The 18,201-nt window shown below is 65.2% G+C and carries 12 protein-coding genes; 10 read left to right on the forward strand and 2 right to left on the reverse strand.

Annotation, left to right across the window (positions count from 1 at the left end; all coding sequences use genetic code 11):
* Positions 1 to 50: 50 nt before the first annotated feature.
* From ACZ32T_RS24985 to ACZ32T_RS24995, 3 genes are all read left to right on the forward strand, one after another.
* Positions 51 to 2,168 (forward strand): type I restriction-modification system subunit M, encoded by a 2,118-nt coding sequence (locus ACZ32T_RS24985; protein ID WP_467369120.1) that lies wholly within the window; start codon positions 51 to 53, stop codon positions 2,166 to 2,168.
* A 65-nt stretch (positions 2,169 to 2,233) separates the two neighbouring features.
* Complete coding sequence (locus ACZ32T_RS24990) at positions 2,234 to 3,463, forward strand: restriction endonuclease subunit S (protein ID WP_467369365.1); 1,230 nt, start codon at positions 2,234 to 2,236, stop codon at positions 3,461 to 3,463.
* Positions 3,460 to 6,642 carry a type I restriction endonuclease subunit R gene (locus ACZ32T_RS24995; RefSeq protein WP_467369122.1) on the forward strand — a complete coding sequence of 1,061 codons (3,183 nt, stop codon included), beginning with the start codon at positions 3,460 to 3,462 and terminating at the stop codon, positions 6,640 to 6,642. Before ACZ32T_RS24990 ends, ACZ32T_RS24995 begins: the two co-directional genes overlap by 4 nt.
* 73 nt (positions 6,643 to 6,715) lie before the next feature.
* Here the strand turns inward: ACZ32T_RS24995 and ACZ32T_RS25000 are convergent, their stop codons facing one another.
* Positions 6,716 to 6,973 (reverse strand): DUF397 domain-containing protein, encoded by a 258-nt coding sequence (locus ACZ32T_RS25000; RefSeq protein ID WP_467369124.1) that lies wholly within the window; start codon positions 6,971 to 6,973, stop codon positions 6,716 to 6,718.
* The gene (locus tag ACZ32T_RS25005; RefSeq protein WP_467369126.1) at positions 6,970 to 7,836 is read right to left on the reverse strand and encodes a helix-turn-helix domain-containing protein; all 867 of its coding nucleotides are present in this window, start codon (positions 7,834 to 7,836) and stop codon (positions 6,970 to 6,972) included. The genes ACZ32T_RS25000 and ACZ32T_RS25005 overlap by 4 nt, the downstream gene beginning before the upstream one ends.
* A 549-nt stretch (positions 7,837 to 8,385) precedes the next feature.
* Between ACZ32T_RS25005 and ACZ32T_RS25010 the strand changes: the two genes are divergently transcribed.
* The 7 genes from ACZ32T_RS25010 (at position 8,386) to ACZ32T_RS25040 (ending at position 18,193) form a co-directional block, all read left to right on the forward strand.
* Positions 8,386 to 9,384, forward strand: a complete 999-nt coding sequence (locus tag ACZ32T_RS25010; protein WP_467369128.1) for a MarR family transcriptional regulator — start codon at positions 8,386 to 8,388, stop codon at positions 9,382 to 9,384.
* A 114-nt stretch (positions 9,385 to 9,498) separates the two neighbouring features.
* Positions 9,499 to 11,268 (forward strand): hypothetical protein, encoded by a 1,770-nt coding sequence (locus tag ACZ32T_RS25015; RefSeq protein ID WP_467369130.1) that lies wholly within the window; start codon positions 9,499 to 9,501, stop codon positions 11,266 to 11,268.
* Positions 11,269 to 11,399: 131 nt separating this feature from the next.
* Positions 11,400 to 11,894, forward strand: coding sequence for an ATP-binding protein (locus ACZ32T_RS25020; protein ID WP_467369131.1), 495 nt, complete (start codon positions 11,400 to 11,402; stop codon positions 11,892 to 11,894).
* Positions 11,895 to 11,941: 47 nt separating this feature from the next.
* A complete protein-coding gene (locus ACZ32T_RS25025) occupies positions 11,942 to 12,436 on the forward strand; it encodes an SseB family protein (protein WP_467369133.1) in 495 nt (164 codons plus the stop codon).
* Positions 12,433 to 13,080, forward strand: coding sequence for a hypothetical protein (locus ACZ32T_RS25030; RefSeq protein ID WP_467369135.1), 648 nt, complete (start codon positions 12,433 to 12,435; stop codon positions 13,078 to 13,080). Before ACZ32T_RS25025 ends, ACZ32T_RS25030 begins: the two co-directional genes overlap by 4 nt.
* Positions 13,080 to 17,768 carry a putative T7SS-secreted protein gene (locus tag ACZ32T_RS25035; protein WP_467369137.1) on the forward strand — a complete coding sequence of 1,563 codons (4,689 nt, stop codon included), beginning with the start codon at positions 13,080 to 13,082 and terminating at the stop codon, positions 17,766 to 17,768. Before ACZ32T_RS25030 ends, ACZ32T_RS25035 begins: the two co-directional genes overlap by 1 nt.
* Positions 17,769 to 17,788: 20 nt before the next feature.
* Positions 17,789 to 18,193 (forward strand): hypothetical protein, encoded by a 405-nt coding sequence (locus ACZ32T_RS25040; protein ID WP_467369139.1) that lies wholly within the window; start codon positions 17,789 to 17,791, stop codon positions 18,191 to 18,193.
* Positions 18,194 to 18,201: the final 8 nt, after the last annotated feature.

Below are 18,201 nucleotides of genomic sequence, written 5' to 3' on the forward strand. Positions count from 1 at the left end.
CTCCGGTAGACCGGTTGAGCGGGGGGTCCGAAAGGAAACCGGGGAATCCCTTGAACAGCAGCAAGCACACGGAGCTGGCGAACCACGCCTGGTCCGTCGCCGACCTTTTGCGCGGCGATTACAGGCAGTCCGACTACGGAAAGGTCATCCTTCCGTTCCTGGTGCTGCGCCGCCTCGAATGCGTCCTGGAGCCCACCCGGGAGAAGGTCGCGGAGACGGCCGCCCGCTTCGAGGGCCAGGAGATCGACACGGACCACTTCCTTCGCCGGGCGTCGGGCCACTCGTTCTACAACACGAGCAGTCTGACCCTGCGGAAGATCGCCGGCGACGCGAGTAACGCGGCGACGAACCTCCAGGTGTACATCGGGGGTTTCTCCCCCAACGCGCGTGAGGTCATGGAGAAGTACGAGTTCGCCCAGCAGGTCCGCAAGCTGGACGGTGCGAACCTGCTCTACCAGGTCATCGGCAAGTTCACGGACCTGGACCTGCGCCCGGAGGTCGTGCCCAACCACAACATGGGCTACATCTTCGAGGAGCTGATCCGGCGCTTCTCCGAGCAGTCCAACGAGACCGCGGGTGAGCACTTCACCCCCCGAGAAGTCATCAAGCTGATGGTCAACCTGCTGATCGCCCCGGACGGCGACGCGCTGAGCATCCCTGGTGTCGTGCGTACGGTGATGGACCCGGCCTGCGGCACGGGCGGCATGCTCAGCGCGGCCGAGGACCACATCAAGGCGTACAACGAAGACGCCACAGTGGAGGTCTACGGCCAGGAGCTCAACCCGGAGTCCTGGGCGATCTGCCGGTCCGACCTGATGATCAAGGAGCAGGACCCGGAGAACATCGCCTTCGGTAACTCCTTCTCGGACGACGGCCACGCGCGGGAGAAGTTCGACTACCTGCTGGCCAACCCGCCGTTCGGTGTGGAGTGGAAGAAGGTGAAGGAGGCCGTCGAGTTCGAGCACAACAGCCTCGGCGACTCCGGCCGCTTCGGCGCGGGCCTGCCCCGCATCAATGACGGCTCGCTCCTCTTCCTCCAGCACATGATCTCGAAGATGAAGCCAGTGGACGTGAACGGCGGGGGCGGCTCGCGCGTCGCGATCGTCTTCAACGGCTCGCCGCTGTTCTCGGGAGCGGCTGGCTCGGGTGAGTCGGAGATCCGCCGCTGGATCCTGGAGAACGACTGGCTTGAGGCGATCGTCGCCTTGCCGGACCAGCTCTTCTACAACACAGGAATCTCCACGTACTTCTGGATCCTGACGAACCGCAAGGACGCCCAGCACAGGGGCAAGGTTGTGCTGCTCGACGCGCGCGACCAGTGGATGAAGATGCGGAAGTCGCTGGGCGACAAGCGCAAGGAGTTGGGCGACGGAACGGGCGGCAAGCCGAACCACATCGGCGACATCACCCGCCTGTACGGGGAGGCCGTGACAGCCGCGGCAAACCCGGAGCACCCGATGCACGCCAAGGTGAAGGTGTTCGACAACACGGCCTTCGGCTACCAGCGGATCACGGTGGAGCAGCCGTTGAAGCTGCGGTTCGAGCTGTCGGAGGAGACGCTGGCGGCGCTGCTGGCATCAAAGCCAGTGCAGAAGTGGGCGGAGGAGCGCTTCCTACCGCGTGAGCCGGAGCTGGCAGCGAAGGCGAAGGCCCGCCGGAAGCTGACGGCCGAGGAGCAGGCACAGTTCCAGAGGCTGGCTGACGCCGAGGCGCAGGTGCTCGGGGACGCGCTGAGCCAGCTGCTGGGCAGCGAGTGGGCCACCAAGTCTGAAGCGCAAGTCGCGGTTCGAAACGCCATGGCGGAGGCCGGCGTGCAGGGCCTGACCGGCGCCCCGTTCACGAAGGCACTGCGGGACACGGCTGGGGTCCGGGACCCGGAGGGTGAGGAGCAGTTCCTCAAGGGCGGGGAGAAGGAGCCCGACGGCGAGCTGCGGGGCTACGAGAACGTGCCGCTGGGTGAGGATGTCGAGGAGTACCTGAAGCGGGAGGTGCATCCGCACGTGCCGGACGCATGGATCGACCTCACGAAGACGAAGGTGGGGTACGAGATTCCGTTTACGCGCTACTTTTACGTGTACCAGCCGCCGAGGCCGTTGGCAGAGATCGATGCGGACCTGAAGGAACTCGAGGCCGATATCCAGGCACTGCTGCGCGAGGTAACTAAGTGAACACTCCCTCTCGCAATCCAGCCCCGGAGATCGATTGGCTGGGGCAGCTAAACCACAAGTGGCCAGTGACAACTCTTGGCCGAGTCGGACGATTCCACACGGGAACGACGTTCCCTCACGAATTCCAGGGAAATGAAATCGGGAAGTTCCCTTTTATTAAAGTATCCGATTTCCCTTTGGCCGACAGGGACGGATTTATTTCTAACGCTAAAAACTGGGTCAGTACCGACGCCGCCCGCCACCTCGGGGCCCATGTACTGCCGCAGGGCTGTGTTCTTTACCCGCGGGTAGGGGCCGCTCTACTTCTAAACCACCGCCGCATCACCGCCCGCCCCTGCATCGTGGATGATAACGTTCGAGGGTTTGAGCCCTATTCAGGAGACGTCCGATTTTGGCGTTACTTGATGACATTGCTCGACATGGGGCGAATTACCAACCCGGGGCCAGTCCCGTCGGTCAGCGAAACACAAGTAGCCGCCGTTCGAGTTCCATTGCCACCCCTCACCGAACAGCGCCACATCGCAAATTTTCTCGACGCGGAGACCGCACCCATCGATCAGCTAACCATGCTCCGGAAAAAGCAGCTGGCACTATTGCGAGCCAGGCGATTCAGCCTGGTGCGAGACATCCTTACGCGGGGACTGAGAGGTGCCGTCACACGGGACACAGGCCTGGGTTGGTTGCCGCAGCGGCCCATCGACTGGGAACTCGTGCCACTCCGCCATCTTACGCAATGCCTCGACGGAAAGAGAGTTCCCCTAAGCGCAGAGGAACGATCTTCCCGCCAAGGTCCGTACCCCTACTATGGAGCGAGCCGAATCGTCGACTACATCGATGATTACCTATTCGACGAGCCGCTCGTCCTACTAGGTGAGGATGGGGCGCAACTAGGAAACCCGGAACTCGAAGTTTCATTCTTCGTTGATGGGAAGATTTGGGTAAACAATCACACCCATGTGTTGAGACCAACCGGCATCAACGGTCAGCTCCTATCTGAGATCCTTAATGTTTTTGATCGCGAACTATGCATGAGCGGCGCCACTCGCGAAAAGATCACCCAGGAGGAAATGAATCGCATCATCCTCCCGGTTCCACCGATCAACCAACAACATGAGATTGTTGAATTTATCTCTTTCGAGCGAGCTAAAATCAGCTGCCTTCAGGACGCTTTGCGACGTCAAATTTCCGCGATCGCCGAGCGCCGCCAGGCCCTCATCACCGCCGCCGTAACCGGTCAGTTCGACGTCTCCACCGCCAGCGGCCGCAACGTAACGGACGGAGTCCCGACATCGTGAGCCCCATACACAACGAGTCCGCCTTCGGCGACGCCATCGTCGCGGCGATGGCCGAGCGCGGCTGGCGCGAGGCACGCCCCGAGGACTACCAGGCCGACCTCGGCCTGGACACCAACGAGCTGTTCGGCTTCCTCGACGCGAGCCAGCCCCGCGAGTGGGCTGAACTCGTCGCCGTCTACGGCAACGACGTCAACGCCGCCCGGCGCGGCTTCGCCCAGCGCCTGGACAAGGCCATCAGCGACGACGGCCTCCTCAACGTCCTCCGCAACGGCGTCAAGGACCGGGGCGTCCGCCTCCGCGTGGCCTACTTCAAGCCGAACCTCGTCGCCGACGACTCCGTCCTCGACGGCTACCGCGCCAACCGCCTCACCGTCGTACGCGAACTCGCCTACGCCACCAAGCAGGCCGACTGGGGCAACAAGCTCGACCTGACCCTGTTCCTGAACGGCATCCCCGTCGCCACCGCCGAGTTGAAGAACCCGCTCACCCGGCAGGGCGTCGAGCACGCCAAGGAGCAGTACCGCACCGACCGCGATCCCACCGAGCTGATCTTCACCCGCCGCGTCATCGCCAACTTCGCGGTCGACCCGGACCTCGTCTTCGTCGCCACCCAGCTCCGGGGCAAGAACACCCGCTTCCTCCCCTTCAACACCGGCTCCAACGGCGCCGGCCTGCCCGGTGGCGCCGGAAACCCGGCCCCGACCGCGTACGGCACGTACGCCACCTCCTACCTGTGGGAGCAGGTCTGGGCGCGAGACAACTGGCTGGACCTGCTCCAGCGGTACGTGCACCAGCAGAAGACCAAGACCCCCGGTGGCGGGACCACCAAGTCGACGATCTTCCCGCGCTTCCACCAGTGGGACGTGGTCAAGAAGCTCACCACCCACGCCGCGACCTTCGGCGTGGGCCAGAACTACCTCGTCATGGCCTCCGCCGGCTCCGGCAAGTCGAACACCATCGGCTGGCTCGCCCACCGCCTGAGCGACCTCCACGCGGACACCGACCCCCGCACCCTCGACTCGGATGCGCTGTCCGCCGGCCGGATCAAGCCCGGCACACCGGTCTTCGACAAGGTCATCGTCATCACGGACCGCCGCAACCTCGACGCCCAACTCCGGGAGACGGTCGGCAGCTTCTCGCAGACCGAGGGCCTGGTCGTGAAGGTGGACGAGAGGCACGGCTCGAAGAGCGAACAGCTCGCCCGTGCGCTCTCCCGGGACACCGGCAAGATCGTGACGGTCACTCTCCACTCGTTCCCCGCGCTCATCGACTACATCGAGCGCAACCCGACGGAGATCAGCGGCACGAAGTTCGCCATCGTCATCGACGAAGCACACTCCTCCCAGTCCGGTGACGCCTCCACTGCCGTCAAGGCGGCACTGCGTGACCTCGGTCTGGACGCCGACTCGGAGGAGCAGGGCGCGAGCGCCCTCACCGTCTACGAGAAGCTGAAGAAGAAGGCCGCGGAGCGCTCACGGGCCGCGAACCTCTCCTACTTCGCCTTCACAGCCACCCCGAAGGCGAAAACCCTCGAACTCTTCGGCACGGAAGACACCGTGGACGGCAAGGCGGCTTACCGCCCCTTCCACACGTACTCCATGCGCCAGGCCATCGAGGAAGGCTTCATCCTCGATCCGCTGCGGAACTACGTCACGTACAACACGTACTGGAAGCTGGTGAACGAGAACCCCGACGAGCGCGAGGTGGACCCCTCCAAGGCCAACGGCCTGCTCGCCCGGTTCGCGCTCACCCACGAGTACACCGTCTCCCAGCACGCCCAGGTGATCGTCGAGCACTTCCTGGCGCACTCCCGCGGCCGACTCGGTGGGCGGGCCAAGTCGATGGTGGTCACGTCCTCGCGGCAGTCCGCCATGGAGACGGCGCGGGCGATCAAGAGCTACATCGCGGACCGGGAGTACGACACCAAGTATCCGGACCTCGGTGTCCTGGTGGCGTTCTCGGGTGCCCTGAAGATCAGCGAGGACGAGGAGACGACCGAGTCGAAGGAAAACGGCGGCATCCCGGAGAGCGCGTTGCCGAAGGCGTTCGCGTACACGCGCGCCGACGACAAGGCGGTCGGCGCGGGCGGCCGGGGCCAGCAGGAGTACAAGATCCTGGTGGTGGCGGAGAAGTACCAGACGGGCTTCGACCAGCCGCTCCTGACGACCATGTACGTCAACAAGACGCTGACTGGCATCTCCGCAGTCCAGACACTCTCCCGACTCAACCGCACCGCCGACCGCAAGACGCAGGCAGACCTCGCGGTCCTGGACTTCGTGAACGACGCCGAGGACATCCGGGACGCGTTCCGCCCGTACTTCGAGGAGGCCAACACTCTCCCGTCCGACCCGAACCTGCTCTACACCGCGCAGAGCCGGGTGATGTCGGCGCCGATCATCTCGGAGTCGGAGATGGACGAGTTCGCCGCGGCGTACTTCGAGGCGAAGGAGAAGGCGGCCGGGTCCCAGGCGAAGTGGGAGAAGCTGCACGCCGAGCTCTACCGGCTCCTCTCCCCCGCCGTCGCCCGCTTCACGCCCCTCATGGAGAGCGATGAGGACGACGACGTGGAGACCGCGGAGGGCTTCCGCGCGGACCTGAACGACTACGTGCGCAAGTACGGCTTCCTCGCCCAGATCGTCCCGTACCGCGACCACGAGTTGGAGCGGCTCCACCTCTACGGCCGCTACCTCCTCAACCGGCTCCCCCGCCGTGCGGACGGTGGCGTGGACATAGGCGAGATCGACCTCAGTCACCTGCGGGTGGAGAAGACGGGCGAGTACGACGTCTCCCTGTCGTCCGAGGGTTCCGCCCAGCTCCCCGGCTTCGGTGACGGCACGGGCGGCGCGGCGGAGGCGGAGAAGTCTCTCCTGTCGGAGCTGATCGATGCATTCAACGCCAAGTTCGGCACGGACTTCACCGAAGAAGACGTCCGCAAGCCGTTCAACAAGACCACGGAAGACCCCAAGGTCCGGGCTGCGGCGGTCGTCAACGACGAGGCCAACTTCGGCAAGGTCTTCGACCGGGCCTTCGCCGACAACATGGCCGACCACATCGAGGCAACCGCCGGCATAGGGCGCCAGTACTTCGGCCCCGACAAGAGCTTCCGGTCCAACCTGGACCGCAGCGCACGCCGGGCCGCGTGGCGGATGATCCGCCGCGAGGAGAACGTGGACGAGTAGGTCCAGTACGTACGAGGGAGGGCCCCACCGCACGCCGGTTCGGCGTGCGGTGGGGCCCTCCCTCGTACGTTGCTCAGTCGACGACGAGCCCGAGGAACCCGGCCCAGGCTCCGGGGCCGACCGTCAGCACGGGGCCGCTGGCCTGCTTCGAGTCCCGGATGTGCACGTGCGTGGCTACGGCGGCGAACTCGACGCATTGGCCGCCTTCAGCTCCGCTGTAGCTGCTTTTACGCCAAGCAACTTCCACACACTCGCCACCGTTCCCGGTGCTGTAACTGCTCTTGAACCACGCCAAATCGAGGGTCGATAGCCTGGTGGGGTGAACGGTCATTTCTCTCCCAGAAGTTTCTCGATGAACTTCGAGGACTCACGAGGAGTGAGAGCCTGTGACCGGATGATGCCATAGCGGGCTTCAAGCTCGCGGACCGCTGCACGGCCTGTGTAGAGACGGCTGTCACCTTGCACTTCGGCATAGGCAATGCGCTGCCCCTGTTCGGTGTCGATCAACGTGAACGGCCCTCCGAGTGCTGCATGATCCTCTCGGTCCAGGGGCATCACCTGCACTTCAACGTTGCGCTTCTCAGCAACGCGCAGCATGCGTTCCAACTGGCCAAGTAGCGTTGAACGACCACCGATCGGCCTGCGGAGTACGGCCTCATCCACGATGAAGCTCAGAAGCGGCGCAGGACGTCGGTCGTAGATCTCCTGCCTGGCCAGCCGAGCAGTGACCCCCTGCTCAATGACCTCGTCGTCAAGCAGCGGGCGTTCCTGCTGGAATCCCGCGCGCGCATAGTCTGCCGTTTGCAACAAGCCCGGCACTGCGTAGAGGCCGTACACACAGAGGGCCACCGCTCTTGCCTCCAGCCCCGCCATATCCCGGAAGAACGCCGGATACTGCGACCGGGCCAGCTCCTCCTTCAACGCCACGAGCAGTCCACCGGCGTCCAGCAACCGGTCCGCCTTGTCCACGAAATCCGGCTGCGGGATGCGCCGCCCCTGCTCGAACGAGGCCACCGACTGAGCCGCGTACCCCACCCGCTTCCCGAACTCCTCCCGTGTGAGCCCCGCCCGCACCCGCAGCAGCTTCAACTGCCGCCCGAACGCGACCGCCACCCCGTTCTCCGGCTTGCCCTCCGGCTGCGCCCCCGACGAGGCCACCGCCCCCGCGCCCATGGCCGCCTCGCCCTGCGTCATCGCCACCCGCCTGTCCCACGTACGTACACGCCTCGGCCCATCACGTACAACCAGCCTCTGGGGGAGGGCTCTTCGAGGTTCTGCCACACCGACGGCACCGGCCCCGGAAGGCAGCGCCCGCTCCGGCTCGTCCCACTCGGGCACCGTAACGACCCGCCCGCCCGCACGCACCTCATTCCGCCCGCGTTCCATCGAAGGAGTGGCCCGACGCTCGGCGCCCGAGAGCCGAGCTTCGAGCGCCGGGATGGGCTCGTTCACTCGTTGGAGGGACGCGATCACGGGTGCGGGCCCGACGCTTGAGCTTTGGGATTCGAGGGCCGGGATACGAGCGTCGAGATCCGAGCGATGTTGTTCACCCGGTGGGTAAAAGAAGGGCTTTGGGAAAACCTCCCCACCCTCCCTACCCCGTCACGGCCAGCCGGTATGACTAACGGTGATCAGCTTGCGGCTTACCGTCACGGCTGCTTACGGTGCCCCCAACGAATCGACCCCGACGAGGTGCGCAAACACCAGGCCGGGGTCTCACCCCAAGATCGAACGGACGATCTCGTGGCTACCGAGCACCTTAGCCCTGCCCTTCGCGCACCCGCATCCTCGCGCCCGTACGCCAAAGCCCGCCCCGGCTACGGCAAGCGAACCGCACCAGGGCAACGCCCGCCCCGTACCGATGACTTCGCGCTGATGCCGGAGCGCGAGCGATACATCGCCGGATACGTCGACCGGCTCCCCGACGGCGCGGCCATGGACATCAAGTCGCTGGCCAAGAGCCTCCCGCTGTACGGTCAGATGGCCGTTTCCAGCGCGCTGAAGGCCCTCGGAGTGGCAGGGCATCTGCGGCGCGTACGCTGCCTGGCCGGCGAGGGGGACCAGGTCCGCTGGGTCTCCCGGACCTACTGGTCCCGTACAGCCCGCGACAACGAGTGGTGGGGCGCGTTCCTGGCCGCGGAGAGCAGCTCCGCCCCGGAGGCGACACCCGCTCCTCCGCCGCCCAGCGACACCACCCCGACCGCGCCGCTCGCCACCACGCCCCCGGCTCCGCCTGCTCCCGCGCCCGCATCCCCCGCCGTACTCGTGCAGCGCACCGCCGAGGCACCTGCGACCGTCACCTCCCCCGCCTACCTCGCCCTGGCCCAACTCGGCCGTCTGGACACACGCCTGGCACTCTCCGCAGCGGACTGCCGCGGCCTGGAGCCGCTGGCCGCCAGCTGGTTCGCCCGCGGTGTGGACACCGAATACCTCATCCAGGCCCTCACCGCCGGTCTCCCGGCCCAGGTCGACTCCCCCGTCGGTCTCGTACGCCGCCGCCTCACCGACAAGCTTCCGCCGCTCACGGCGAGCAGTCCGGCACCTGCCACGACCGTCTCCCCGAAGCGCCGCGTCCTCGCCGAGTGCACCGAATGCGGGCGCCCCGGCCCACCCGAGGCCCTCCCCGACGGCCTCTGCCGCCCCTGTCGCACCACCCCGCAGGAGGCATCCGCCGCTCCACCCGCTGAACGCGACGTCCACGCGCTGGTCGGACAGCTGCGCGAGTTGACCCGCCTGCCCTGACCTTCCGCGATCAACTCGGGGCGTTCGCGCCGAACCGTAGGGCATGGGGCCATAGAATCCGCCGTGAACGCCGACGACGTCTGGTCGTTGGGCGTCCCCGCAGGAGGAGATCGCATGCAGGGCCCTTCGGACTCGACGGAGATACCCGAGCCCGAGGGGGGCGGCCGGGCTGATTCCGCCGACTCACCCGGGACGGACGGTCCGGCACCGAGCCCGGGCGTCGATTCGTCACCCACGTCGACGGTCATCGCGGAGGTGCTCCCCGGTGTGGCAGTCGTCTGTGGTGAAATCCCGGCGGAGCTCAAGCCCGATCTGATCGACTTCGGCATCGTGCCGGCTGCCGACCGCAGGCAGATCTCCGCAGTCCTCGCCTCGCTCGGGAACGCGGCAACCGTGGCCGGCAACCTCGGAAACGCCTTCGCGAGCGTGCAGGGGCTCTACAGGCTCGGTCACGCGACACAGGCCCTGCTGAACAGCGGTGCGAAGCTCGCCGTCAAGGACGGCGCGAACATCGGAACGGTGATGCTTCCTGGCCACATCCTGCGCCAGGCTCGTCTCTACCCCGTGAACGCGGTGAGCAAGGCACAGGGCGCGGCCTCGATCGGGCCGGGGCTGGCCATGATCGCTCTTCAGATGATGCTGAGCGAGGTCTCCGGCCTCGTCAGGACCAACCTCGCGGTGACGAGCCAGGTCCTCACCGCCATCCGTAAGGATCAGTGGGCCGAACTGACCGGGCTCGTCGCCGCCATCGACCGGGCGGTCGACCAGGCGCGAGAGATCGAGTCGGTGCCGACGTCCCTGTGGGACGACGTCGCGGGCAGTGGAGCGTTGCTGCAGAAGCAGCTTGAGCTCTACCGAGGGCATGTCGGCGACCACGTGAAGCAGATCGACCGGGCCGACGCACGCAGCCACCACGAGTACCTGCAGACGAACGCCGAGGCGATCGCCTTCGACGCCTATGCCCTCCTGTCCGCCCTCAAGGCATGGACCGGCTATCACGCGCTGCGCGCCGCGAGGTCGCGAGCTGCCGGGCGCGAAGACGCGGCCGAGGCTCAGTACGCCGAGGTCATCGCGCGCGACACCCGAGCGGAGTTCGACTCGTCCCTCGCCGAGTCGACAAGCCTCATCGCCTCCCTCACTCGCGAACTACGCATCATCGCCGAGCTCCCCGGACGCGACACGTTGCCCCTGCCCGGGAAGCGGAAGGACTCGAAGGCAGCCCGTCAGACCGCTGCCCGCCTGCTGGAGGCGATCGTGCCTCTTGCCGATGCTCTCCGCCCGCCGGCCCCGCCCCTCGTCGCTCCGGGCGTCGTCTGCGCACCCGAGTCGCAGGTTCTCGATCCGTACCTCCGCATCCTGCGATGGCTCCTCGATGACGGCGAGGCCCTCCGCGTCCTCGGCCTCGCCGATCAGCTCGACGCTCTCGGCCCCGTGTCCGCGATCTTCAGCGGGGCGAAGGAGAAGTTGGCAGCCGCACGGGACAAGGCAGCTGCGAGCACCCTGGTCGCCATCACGGATCGCCGCATCATCACGGCCAAGGCCGGCGCGTTTCTCGAACAAGCCGAGATCCGCGCGGACATCCCGATCGACCAGGTGCGATACGTCCGTGCAGGAACCGTCCAGGACAAGGGCGCGCGTCGGGCCGTCGACCTCATCACGCGCGACGAGAACATCCGTTGGCTCTTCCACGCCGACACGGTCGGCACGCGGGTGGACGCGTTGGCCGGCGTGCTCGCCGAGTCGATGGCGATCCCGGACGCGGAACGCGACGCACTGCGACAGCATCGCCTTACGGCCATCGAGGCGGACGGCGAGAGCGGCAGCACCGATGCCAGCTCGGCGGATCCGACCGGGTCCGAGGCCGAGACCTCAAGCGCAGGGTAGGACCCAGAGCGGCTGCCTCGGGCATCATGCCTGCCCTTTCTGCGTACGGGCTGGTTCGGGCCGCGTACATCCGAACCATGACAGCGCGTAACCTCTGGTGACGTGCGGTCATGGTTCGTCACCGTGGAGCAATGACCGACAAGCAGCCGCTCCTCCCCCTACGACCGATGCGCGCCCCGCGCACCCGATTCCCCTGGCACCACTTCACGATGCGTTTCAGCTCCACGCCGCGGGGAGCCCGGCTCGCCCGGCGCCTGGCCGGCGAGCGCCTCGACGCCTGGGGTGTCCCGTACGGGAGCGACGCACACGATGCGTTGCTGCTGATCGTCGCCGAGCTCAGCAGCAACGCCGTACGCCACGGTCACGTATCCGGACGCGACTTCCGGCTCCGCCTGTCCGCCGAGGGCACGGCCATCCGTGTCGAGGTCACCGACACCCGGGGCGAGCGCCTTCCCACCCCGGCGAACCCGGCCTCACTCGATCAGGAGGGCGGCCGTGGCCTCCTGTTGGTCGCCGCCCTGGCCGACCGCTGGGGCTGGTATCCCTGCGCTGACGGTCCAGGCAAGACGGTATGGGCGGTCCTGGAAGTCGCCCCGTGCCCCAGGCAGCAGAATTCCGGCCAGTAGGCGATTTACGTTGCACTCGAAAATCGGTGCGTGTGATGATCCCACGCATGACCACGGGTGGGGACGGGATACCGGAGCAGCAGCGCCGACGATCACGGCTGGCGGACTTGGACGATCTTTCGGGGCCGCCGCCGCCCGAGCGGGCACCCGCTGCGACGTCGGTGGAGGACGGCCAGGAGCAGTTGCGTACGGCCCGCCGCGAGTTTGCAGTGCTGCTGGGTGAATTCCGGCGTACGGCGGTGCTGGTGCCGCTGGATGAGGCCGGGGATCTGTGGTCGGCGGAGCAGAACGGTGTGCGCTGGATCTGTGCCTTCTCGGACGAGGAGGCGTTGGCCCGATTCGCGTTGGCTCGTGGGGAGGCCGGGCGGGAGTGGACGTATCAGGCCGTTCTGGGGGCGCGGTTGCTGGATGTGATGGTGCCGTTGTTGCCGGGGCCGGCGGGGGTGGCGCTGGATGCGGGTAGTGCGGACGGGATGTTGTTCCCGCCGGTGGCGGGCATCGTGCCCGACGCGGTCGCGGTGGATCTCGGGGGGATGCAGTGAGCGGGGAGAACGCGAATCTTCAGGTGCCGCCGGAGGCGTTGGCGGAGATCGCGAAGGGGATCGATCTGGCGCATGCGGAGCTGAAGGAGCTCGGCATGATCGGGGAGGCGTCGACGGGCCGAGGGTTCTCGGGTCTGGCGTTGTCGGGCCTGGAGTTGGGGCATGGCGGGCTGACGTCGGAGTTCGAGACGTTCTGCAACCGCTGGGAGTGGGGTGTGCGGGCCCTGACGCAGAAGGGGAACGGCTTCGCCCTGGGGGTGGGGCTGTCGGCGGGTTCGTATGCGGAGCAGGAGCAGTACGTCAAGGACTCGATCAAGATCGGTGTGAACTCCCTGAACGGGAATCCGCATGCGACCGAGGACGAGGTCAAGGGCATGAGCTGGGACGCGATCAGCACCCAGTCCGCGTACGACAACCCGGACTGGAGCTTGGAGTCGATGAGCCAGGCCCAGGACGAGGTGAACCAGACCTGGAAGGACACCGCCTACGACGTGGAGGACGCCGCGCTCGACTCCATGGAGCGCAACGGGATGGTGGACCCGTCGTTGCGTTCGGAGGTGGATGAGCGGCTGAAGGAGCACCTGGATCCTTCGCAGGAGACGATCGACCAGGCTGACCAGCCGCGGTGGGGGGAGAGTCGCTGATGGTCGACTGGGGGAAGTGGGGCGACGCCCTTTACGACGGTGCGGGCAATCTCGTTGACAAGGGCAAGGAGGTCGTCGGCGAGGGCATCGACAAGGGCACCGACATCGTCGGCTCGGGGCTGGAGAAGGTCGGTGCCGATGAGTGGGCCGACAACGTCGAGGACTGGGGCGATGAGACGGCGTCCTCGCTGGGTGCGGATGTCGGGGAGCAGCAACTCGGTCAGACCGAGGAAGCGAACGAGCTGATCCATGGCACGCCGGAGAAGATCAGCGCGGCGGTGAAGAACCTCCGCGACTTCCAGAAGGCGTTCGATCTCGTCGGCGGCGGGATGAAGAAGCTCGACTCCGGCCACTGGAAGGGCGAGGCCGCCGACGCCTTCCGCGCCAAGTTCCAGACGCTGCCCACCGACTGGCTGCGCGCGGCGAACGCGTTCGAGGACGCGGCCAAGGCTCTGGAGACGTACGCCGGGACGGTCACCAGCGCGCAGGCCAAGGCCGGTGAGGCGATCGCCCTCTACAAGGAGGGCAAGCAGGACTACGAGACTGCTGCTGCCGCTTTCAAGGAGAAGGCGGAGGCGTACAACGCGGTCCGCAACACCGACCACCCCCTCCCGCACCCCGGCACCTTCTCCGACCCGGGCACGGCCAAGCGCCGGCACGCTCAGGAGATCCTTCAGCGCGCCCGGCAGGCACGTAACGACGCAGCCGAAACGGCCAAGGGCGCGATCACGGCAGCGATGGCCCACGCTCCGAAAGAGCCCACCGGCCTGGACCGGGCCAAGCAGGAACTCATCGACTACGGAATCGGCCAGTCCATCGAGCTGGCGCATGTCGGCGGCGGTGCCATAAAGGCCTCCGCGGGACTGGTGAACTTCGTCCGCTCGGTCAACCCGACCGACCCGTACAACCTGACACACCCGGCCGAGTACTACAAGGGCGTCAACATGACGCTCGCCGGCCTCGTCTCCACCGCCGCCAACCCCGACCGCGCACTGAAGAACGCCTGGGACGCGGCCAAGGGAGACCCCTCGGAATTCATCGGCCGGCTCCTGCCTGAGCTGCTCGGCACCAAGGGTGGGGGACTCATCAAGGGCGGCCTGCGGGCCGGGATGAAGGACCTCCCCGAATCCCCCAGGGGCCCTAACCGCCAAGGCCACGAGGGGAACCCCGACTCCAATGGGCAGCAATGCAGCAAGGTCAAGTGCAATGGGGACCCCATCGACGTCGCCACCGGGCGCATGCTGCTCCCCCAGACGGACATCGTGCTGCCGGGATCGCTGCCCCTGGTCTTCGAGCGCGTCTTCGACTCCTCGCACCGCGCCGGCCGCTGGTTCGGCACCGGCTGGTCGAGCACGGTCGACCAGCGCCTGGAGATCGACGCGGAAGGTGTGGTCTTCAGCTGCAACGAGGGCAGCCTCCTCGCCTACCCGCACCCGGCGCCCGGCGCGCCCGTCATGCCCACGCACGGCCGACGCTGGCCTCTGGACCGGGTGAGTGACGGCTACACCATCACCGACCCGGAAACCGGCCAGGTCCGACACTTCGTCGACCAGCCCACCGGGGATCTGGCGCTCCTGGCCCAGATCGACGACCGAAACGGCCGCTGGATCGCCTTCGAGCACGACGAGACAGGCGCTCCGACCTCGATCGTGCACCACGGCGGCTACCACCTGAAACTGACCACGCACGAAGGCAGGGTCACCGCCCTGCACTTGGCAGGCGCCGCCCCTGACGGCACCGACCAGGAGATCCTCCGCTACGGCTACACCGACGGTCACCTCACCGCAGTCACCAACTCATCGGGCAAGCCCCTACGCTTCGACTGCGACGAACTGGGTCGCATAACAGCGTGGACGGACACCAACGGCAGCCGGTACGAGTACGTCTACGACGAACACGACCGCTGCGTCTACCAGACCGGCACCAATGGTCACCTCGAGGCCCACTTTGCCTGGGACAACACCGACCCCGACACCGGTCTGCGCATGACATCCATGACGGACAGCTTTGGCCACACCACCCGGTATGTGATCAACGACCGCGCGCAGGTCGTCGCCAAGGTCAACGCTCTCGGCGCGGTCACCCGCTACGAACACGACCGATACCACCGACTGCTGTCCGTCACCGACCCACTCGGACTCGTCACCCGTTACTCATACGACGCGCAAGGTCGGCCTGTTGCCCTGGAGCGACCTGACGGGCGCAGGACAACGGTGGAGTTGAACGCACTGAGCCTGCCCGTTCTTGTACGTCGAACAGACGGCACCGTTCTGCGTCATGCCTACGATGCACGGGGAAATCGTGTCTCGACAACAGATTCTGCAGGCTCGACGACCCGGTTCTCATACAACGACTCGGGTCATCTCATATCTGCAACGGATGCCCTAGGCTGCACCTCGTGGATCCGCTGCAACCCCGCTGGGCTTCCCGTTGAGTTCACCGATGGGGCAGGCGCCAGGATCCGATACGTCCGAGACGCCTTCGGCCGCCTGTCCGCAGTCACCGACTCTCTCGGCGCAATCACCCGCTTTGAATGGACAGTCGAGGGGAAGCTTGCCCGCCACGTCGCCCCGGACAATAGCACTCAGTCCTGGATATACGATGGCGAGAACAACTGCATTTCTCACACCACGTCGACCGACGAGACAACCCATTTCGAATACACGGACTTCGATCTGCAGGTGGCCCGAACCGGTCCGGATGGTGTCAGATTCGAGTTCAGTCACGACGCCGGGCTTCGTCTGACACGGGTTACCAACCCACACGGGCAGTCCTGGACTTACGACTACGACCCGGCCGGCCGGCTCGTGGGCGAGACTGACTTCGATAACCGCACGCTGAGTTACACGTACGACCACGCAGGCCATCTCAAATTACGTACCGATGGTATTGGTCAGACTGTGGAGTACGAGCGCAACGCGCTTGGCCAAGTGCTCCGCAAGACGGCACCTGACGCAGTCACCACATTCGAATACGACATATTTGATGAACTCGCTTTGGCTACCAGCCCAGATGCGACATTGATGCGACTGCGTGATCGATATGGCCGACTAAAGTCAGAAACTGTCAACGGCAGGACACTTGAGTTTACTTACGACGATCTCGGCCGCAGAACAGGACGTGTCACACCGAGCGGTGCGATCAGTACGTGGAATTATGACCTATCCAGCCGTTGCAGTGAACTGACTACTGCAGGACGCACGTTTCAGTTCGAATATGATTCAGCTGGTCAGGAACTCGTCCGGCGGGTCGGCACATCACTATCCCTGCAGAATGCCTTCGACATTACAGGTCGAGTCACCAGCCAATCCGTGACTGGCCCAGAAGGCAATTTCATCCAGCGCCGCGCTTACGGCTATCGCACCGATGGGCATCTTACGAGTGTGTACGACGATCTCAACGGCACCCGCACCTTCGGCCTCGACATTGCGGGCCGGGTGACCACGGTACTCGCGGGCACGTGGACAGAACGGTACGCGTATGACGATGTGGGTAACCAGATCAGTGCGGTCTGGCCAACCTCGCATCCCGGGCAGGAAGCCACAGGGCCTCGCGCCTACAGCGGTACTCGCATCACACGGGCAGGAAATGTTACCTATGAGCACGACGCACAAGGACGCGTTGTGTTGCGCAGAAAGCAGCGAATTTCCCGCAAACCGGATATCTGGCGCTTCCAGTGGGGCACCGAAGACCGCCTCGCCGCCGTGGCAACCCCTGACGGAACTCTTTGGCGCTACCTCTATGACCCTCTGGGGCGACGTGTAGGAAAACAGCGGTTTACCTCTGACGGCATAGCGGAAAGGGTGGAGTTCACCTGGGACGGCCCCATTTTGTGCGAGCAGGTGACACACTCTGCGACACTCCCTCACCCAGTCGCGCTGACCTGGGACTATCACGACACGCGTCCAGTTGCCCAGACGGAACGCATACTGAACAAGGACACACCTCAGAGCGAGATAAACGAGCGCTTCTTCGCAATCGTCACCGACCTTGTCGGCACGCCGAGCGAACTCATCGACGAGCAAGGGTGTATCGCATGGCGGACGCGTGCCACCCTGTGGGGAGCGACCACCTGGGCAGCCTCCAGCACCTCATACATGCCGCTGCGCTTCCCGGGCCAATACTTCGACTCGGAAACAGGGCTGCACTATAATTTCCACCGCTATTATGATCCCGAGACAGCGCGGTACTTCAGCGCTGATCCACTCGGTCTGTCGCCTGCACCAAACCCCAGCACCTACGTTCACAATCCCCATACGTGGACAGACCCTCTAGGGCTGTCACCATGCCCTCGTGGGCCTTACGACTTCCGAGAACCAAATCCTTCCCACCCACCCAGCGGAAACCTCACCGACGCAATGAGAGCGGCACCCAGTGGCCCGGAGATCGACTGCTCTGATATCGCTTCCTTCATATCTCGAAGAGCAGATGGCGAAGGCAGGATAGTGCACTACACAACTTACTCAGGCAGCGACATCAGGATCCCTGAACGCGGCGGCGCCAATATCGAGGACTACCTCTTCCATGAGGTATACACAGACGGACGTTATATCTACGACCCAACCCTCAGCAACAACCCTATCCCCCTTGGGGATTACGAACGAGCGCTGCGACTGACAAACGACGGGGAGAAAATAATTCGAAATAATGGAGATTACAAGATGCCGCCCCCGTGGGGTCGGCGTTGAGGACTGCAGGTAAGGCAGACATGAAGCGCAACGAGCGGGCAAAACAGGTACTGAGTCGATTCGGTGACGTGGTGTGGTTCAGGTCGCCGACAGAGCGTCACCCCGTCTATGGATACCTTCAAGTAGCATTTATTGGGTGGCGCTATGCCGAACCTGATGAACAGTTGAAAAAGATCTTCGAATCGGCCGTTCGAGAAACCCCAAAGCAGGTCGAGTGGACGTTCAAGTCGACCAGGAACTGGATGATCGTCCCCTCGCGATTGATCCAGGAGGCCGGGCCTGATGGTCAGAACTTCAACCAGGCAATGGACTTGATCAGACAGTCCGACCAGGGGTTCTGTGCAAAAACCGCTGGAGACCTTGAAAAAATCTTCCAGACACTCTCCGAGGCCCCCACTACCCGAAAAGAGATTCAACCTGAATAGGGAACTTG

The organism is Streptomyces sp. NPDC023573 (assembly GCF_055559735.1).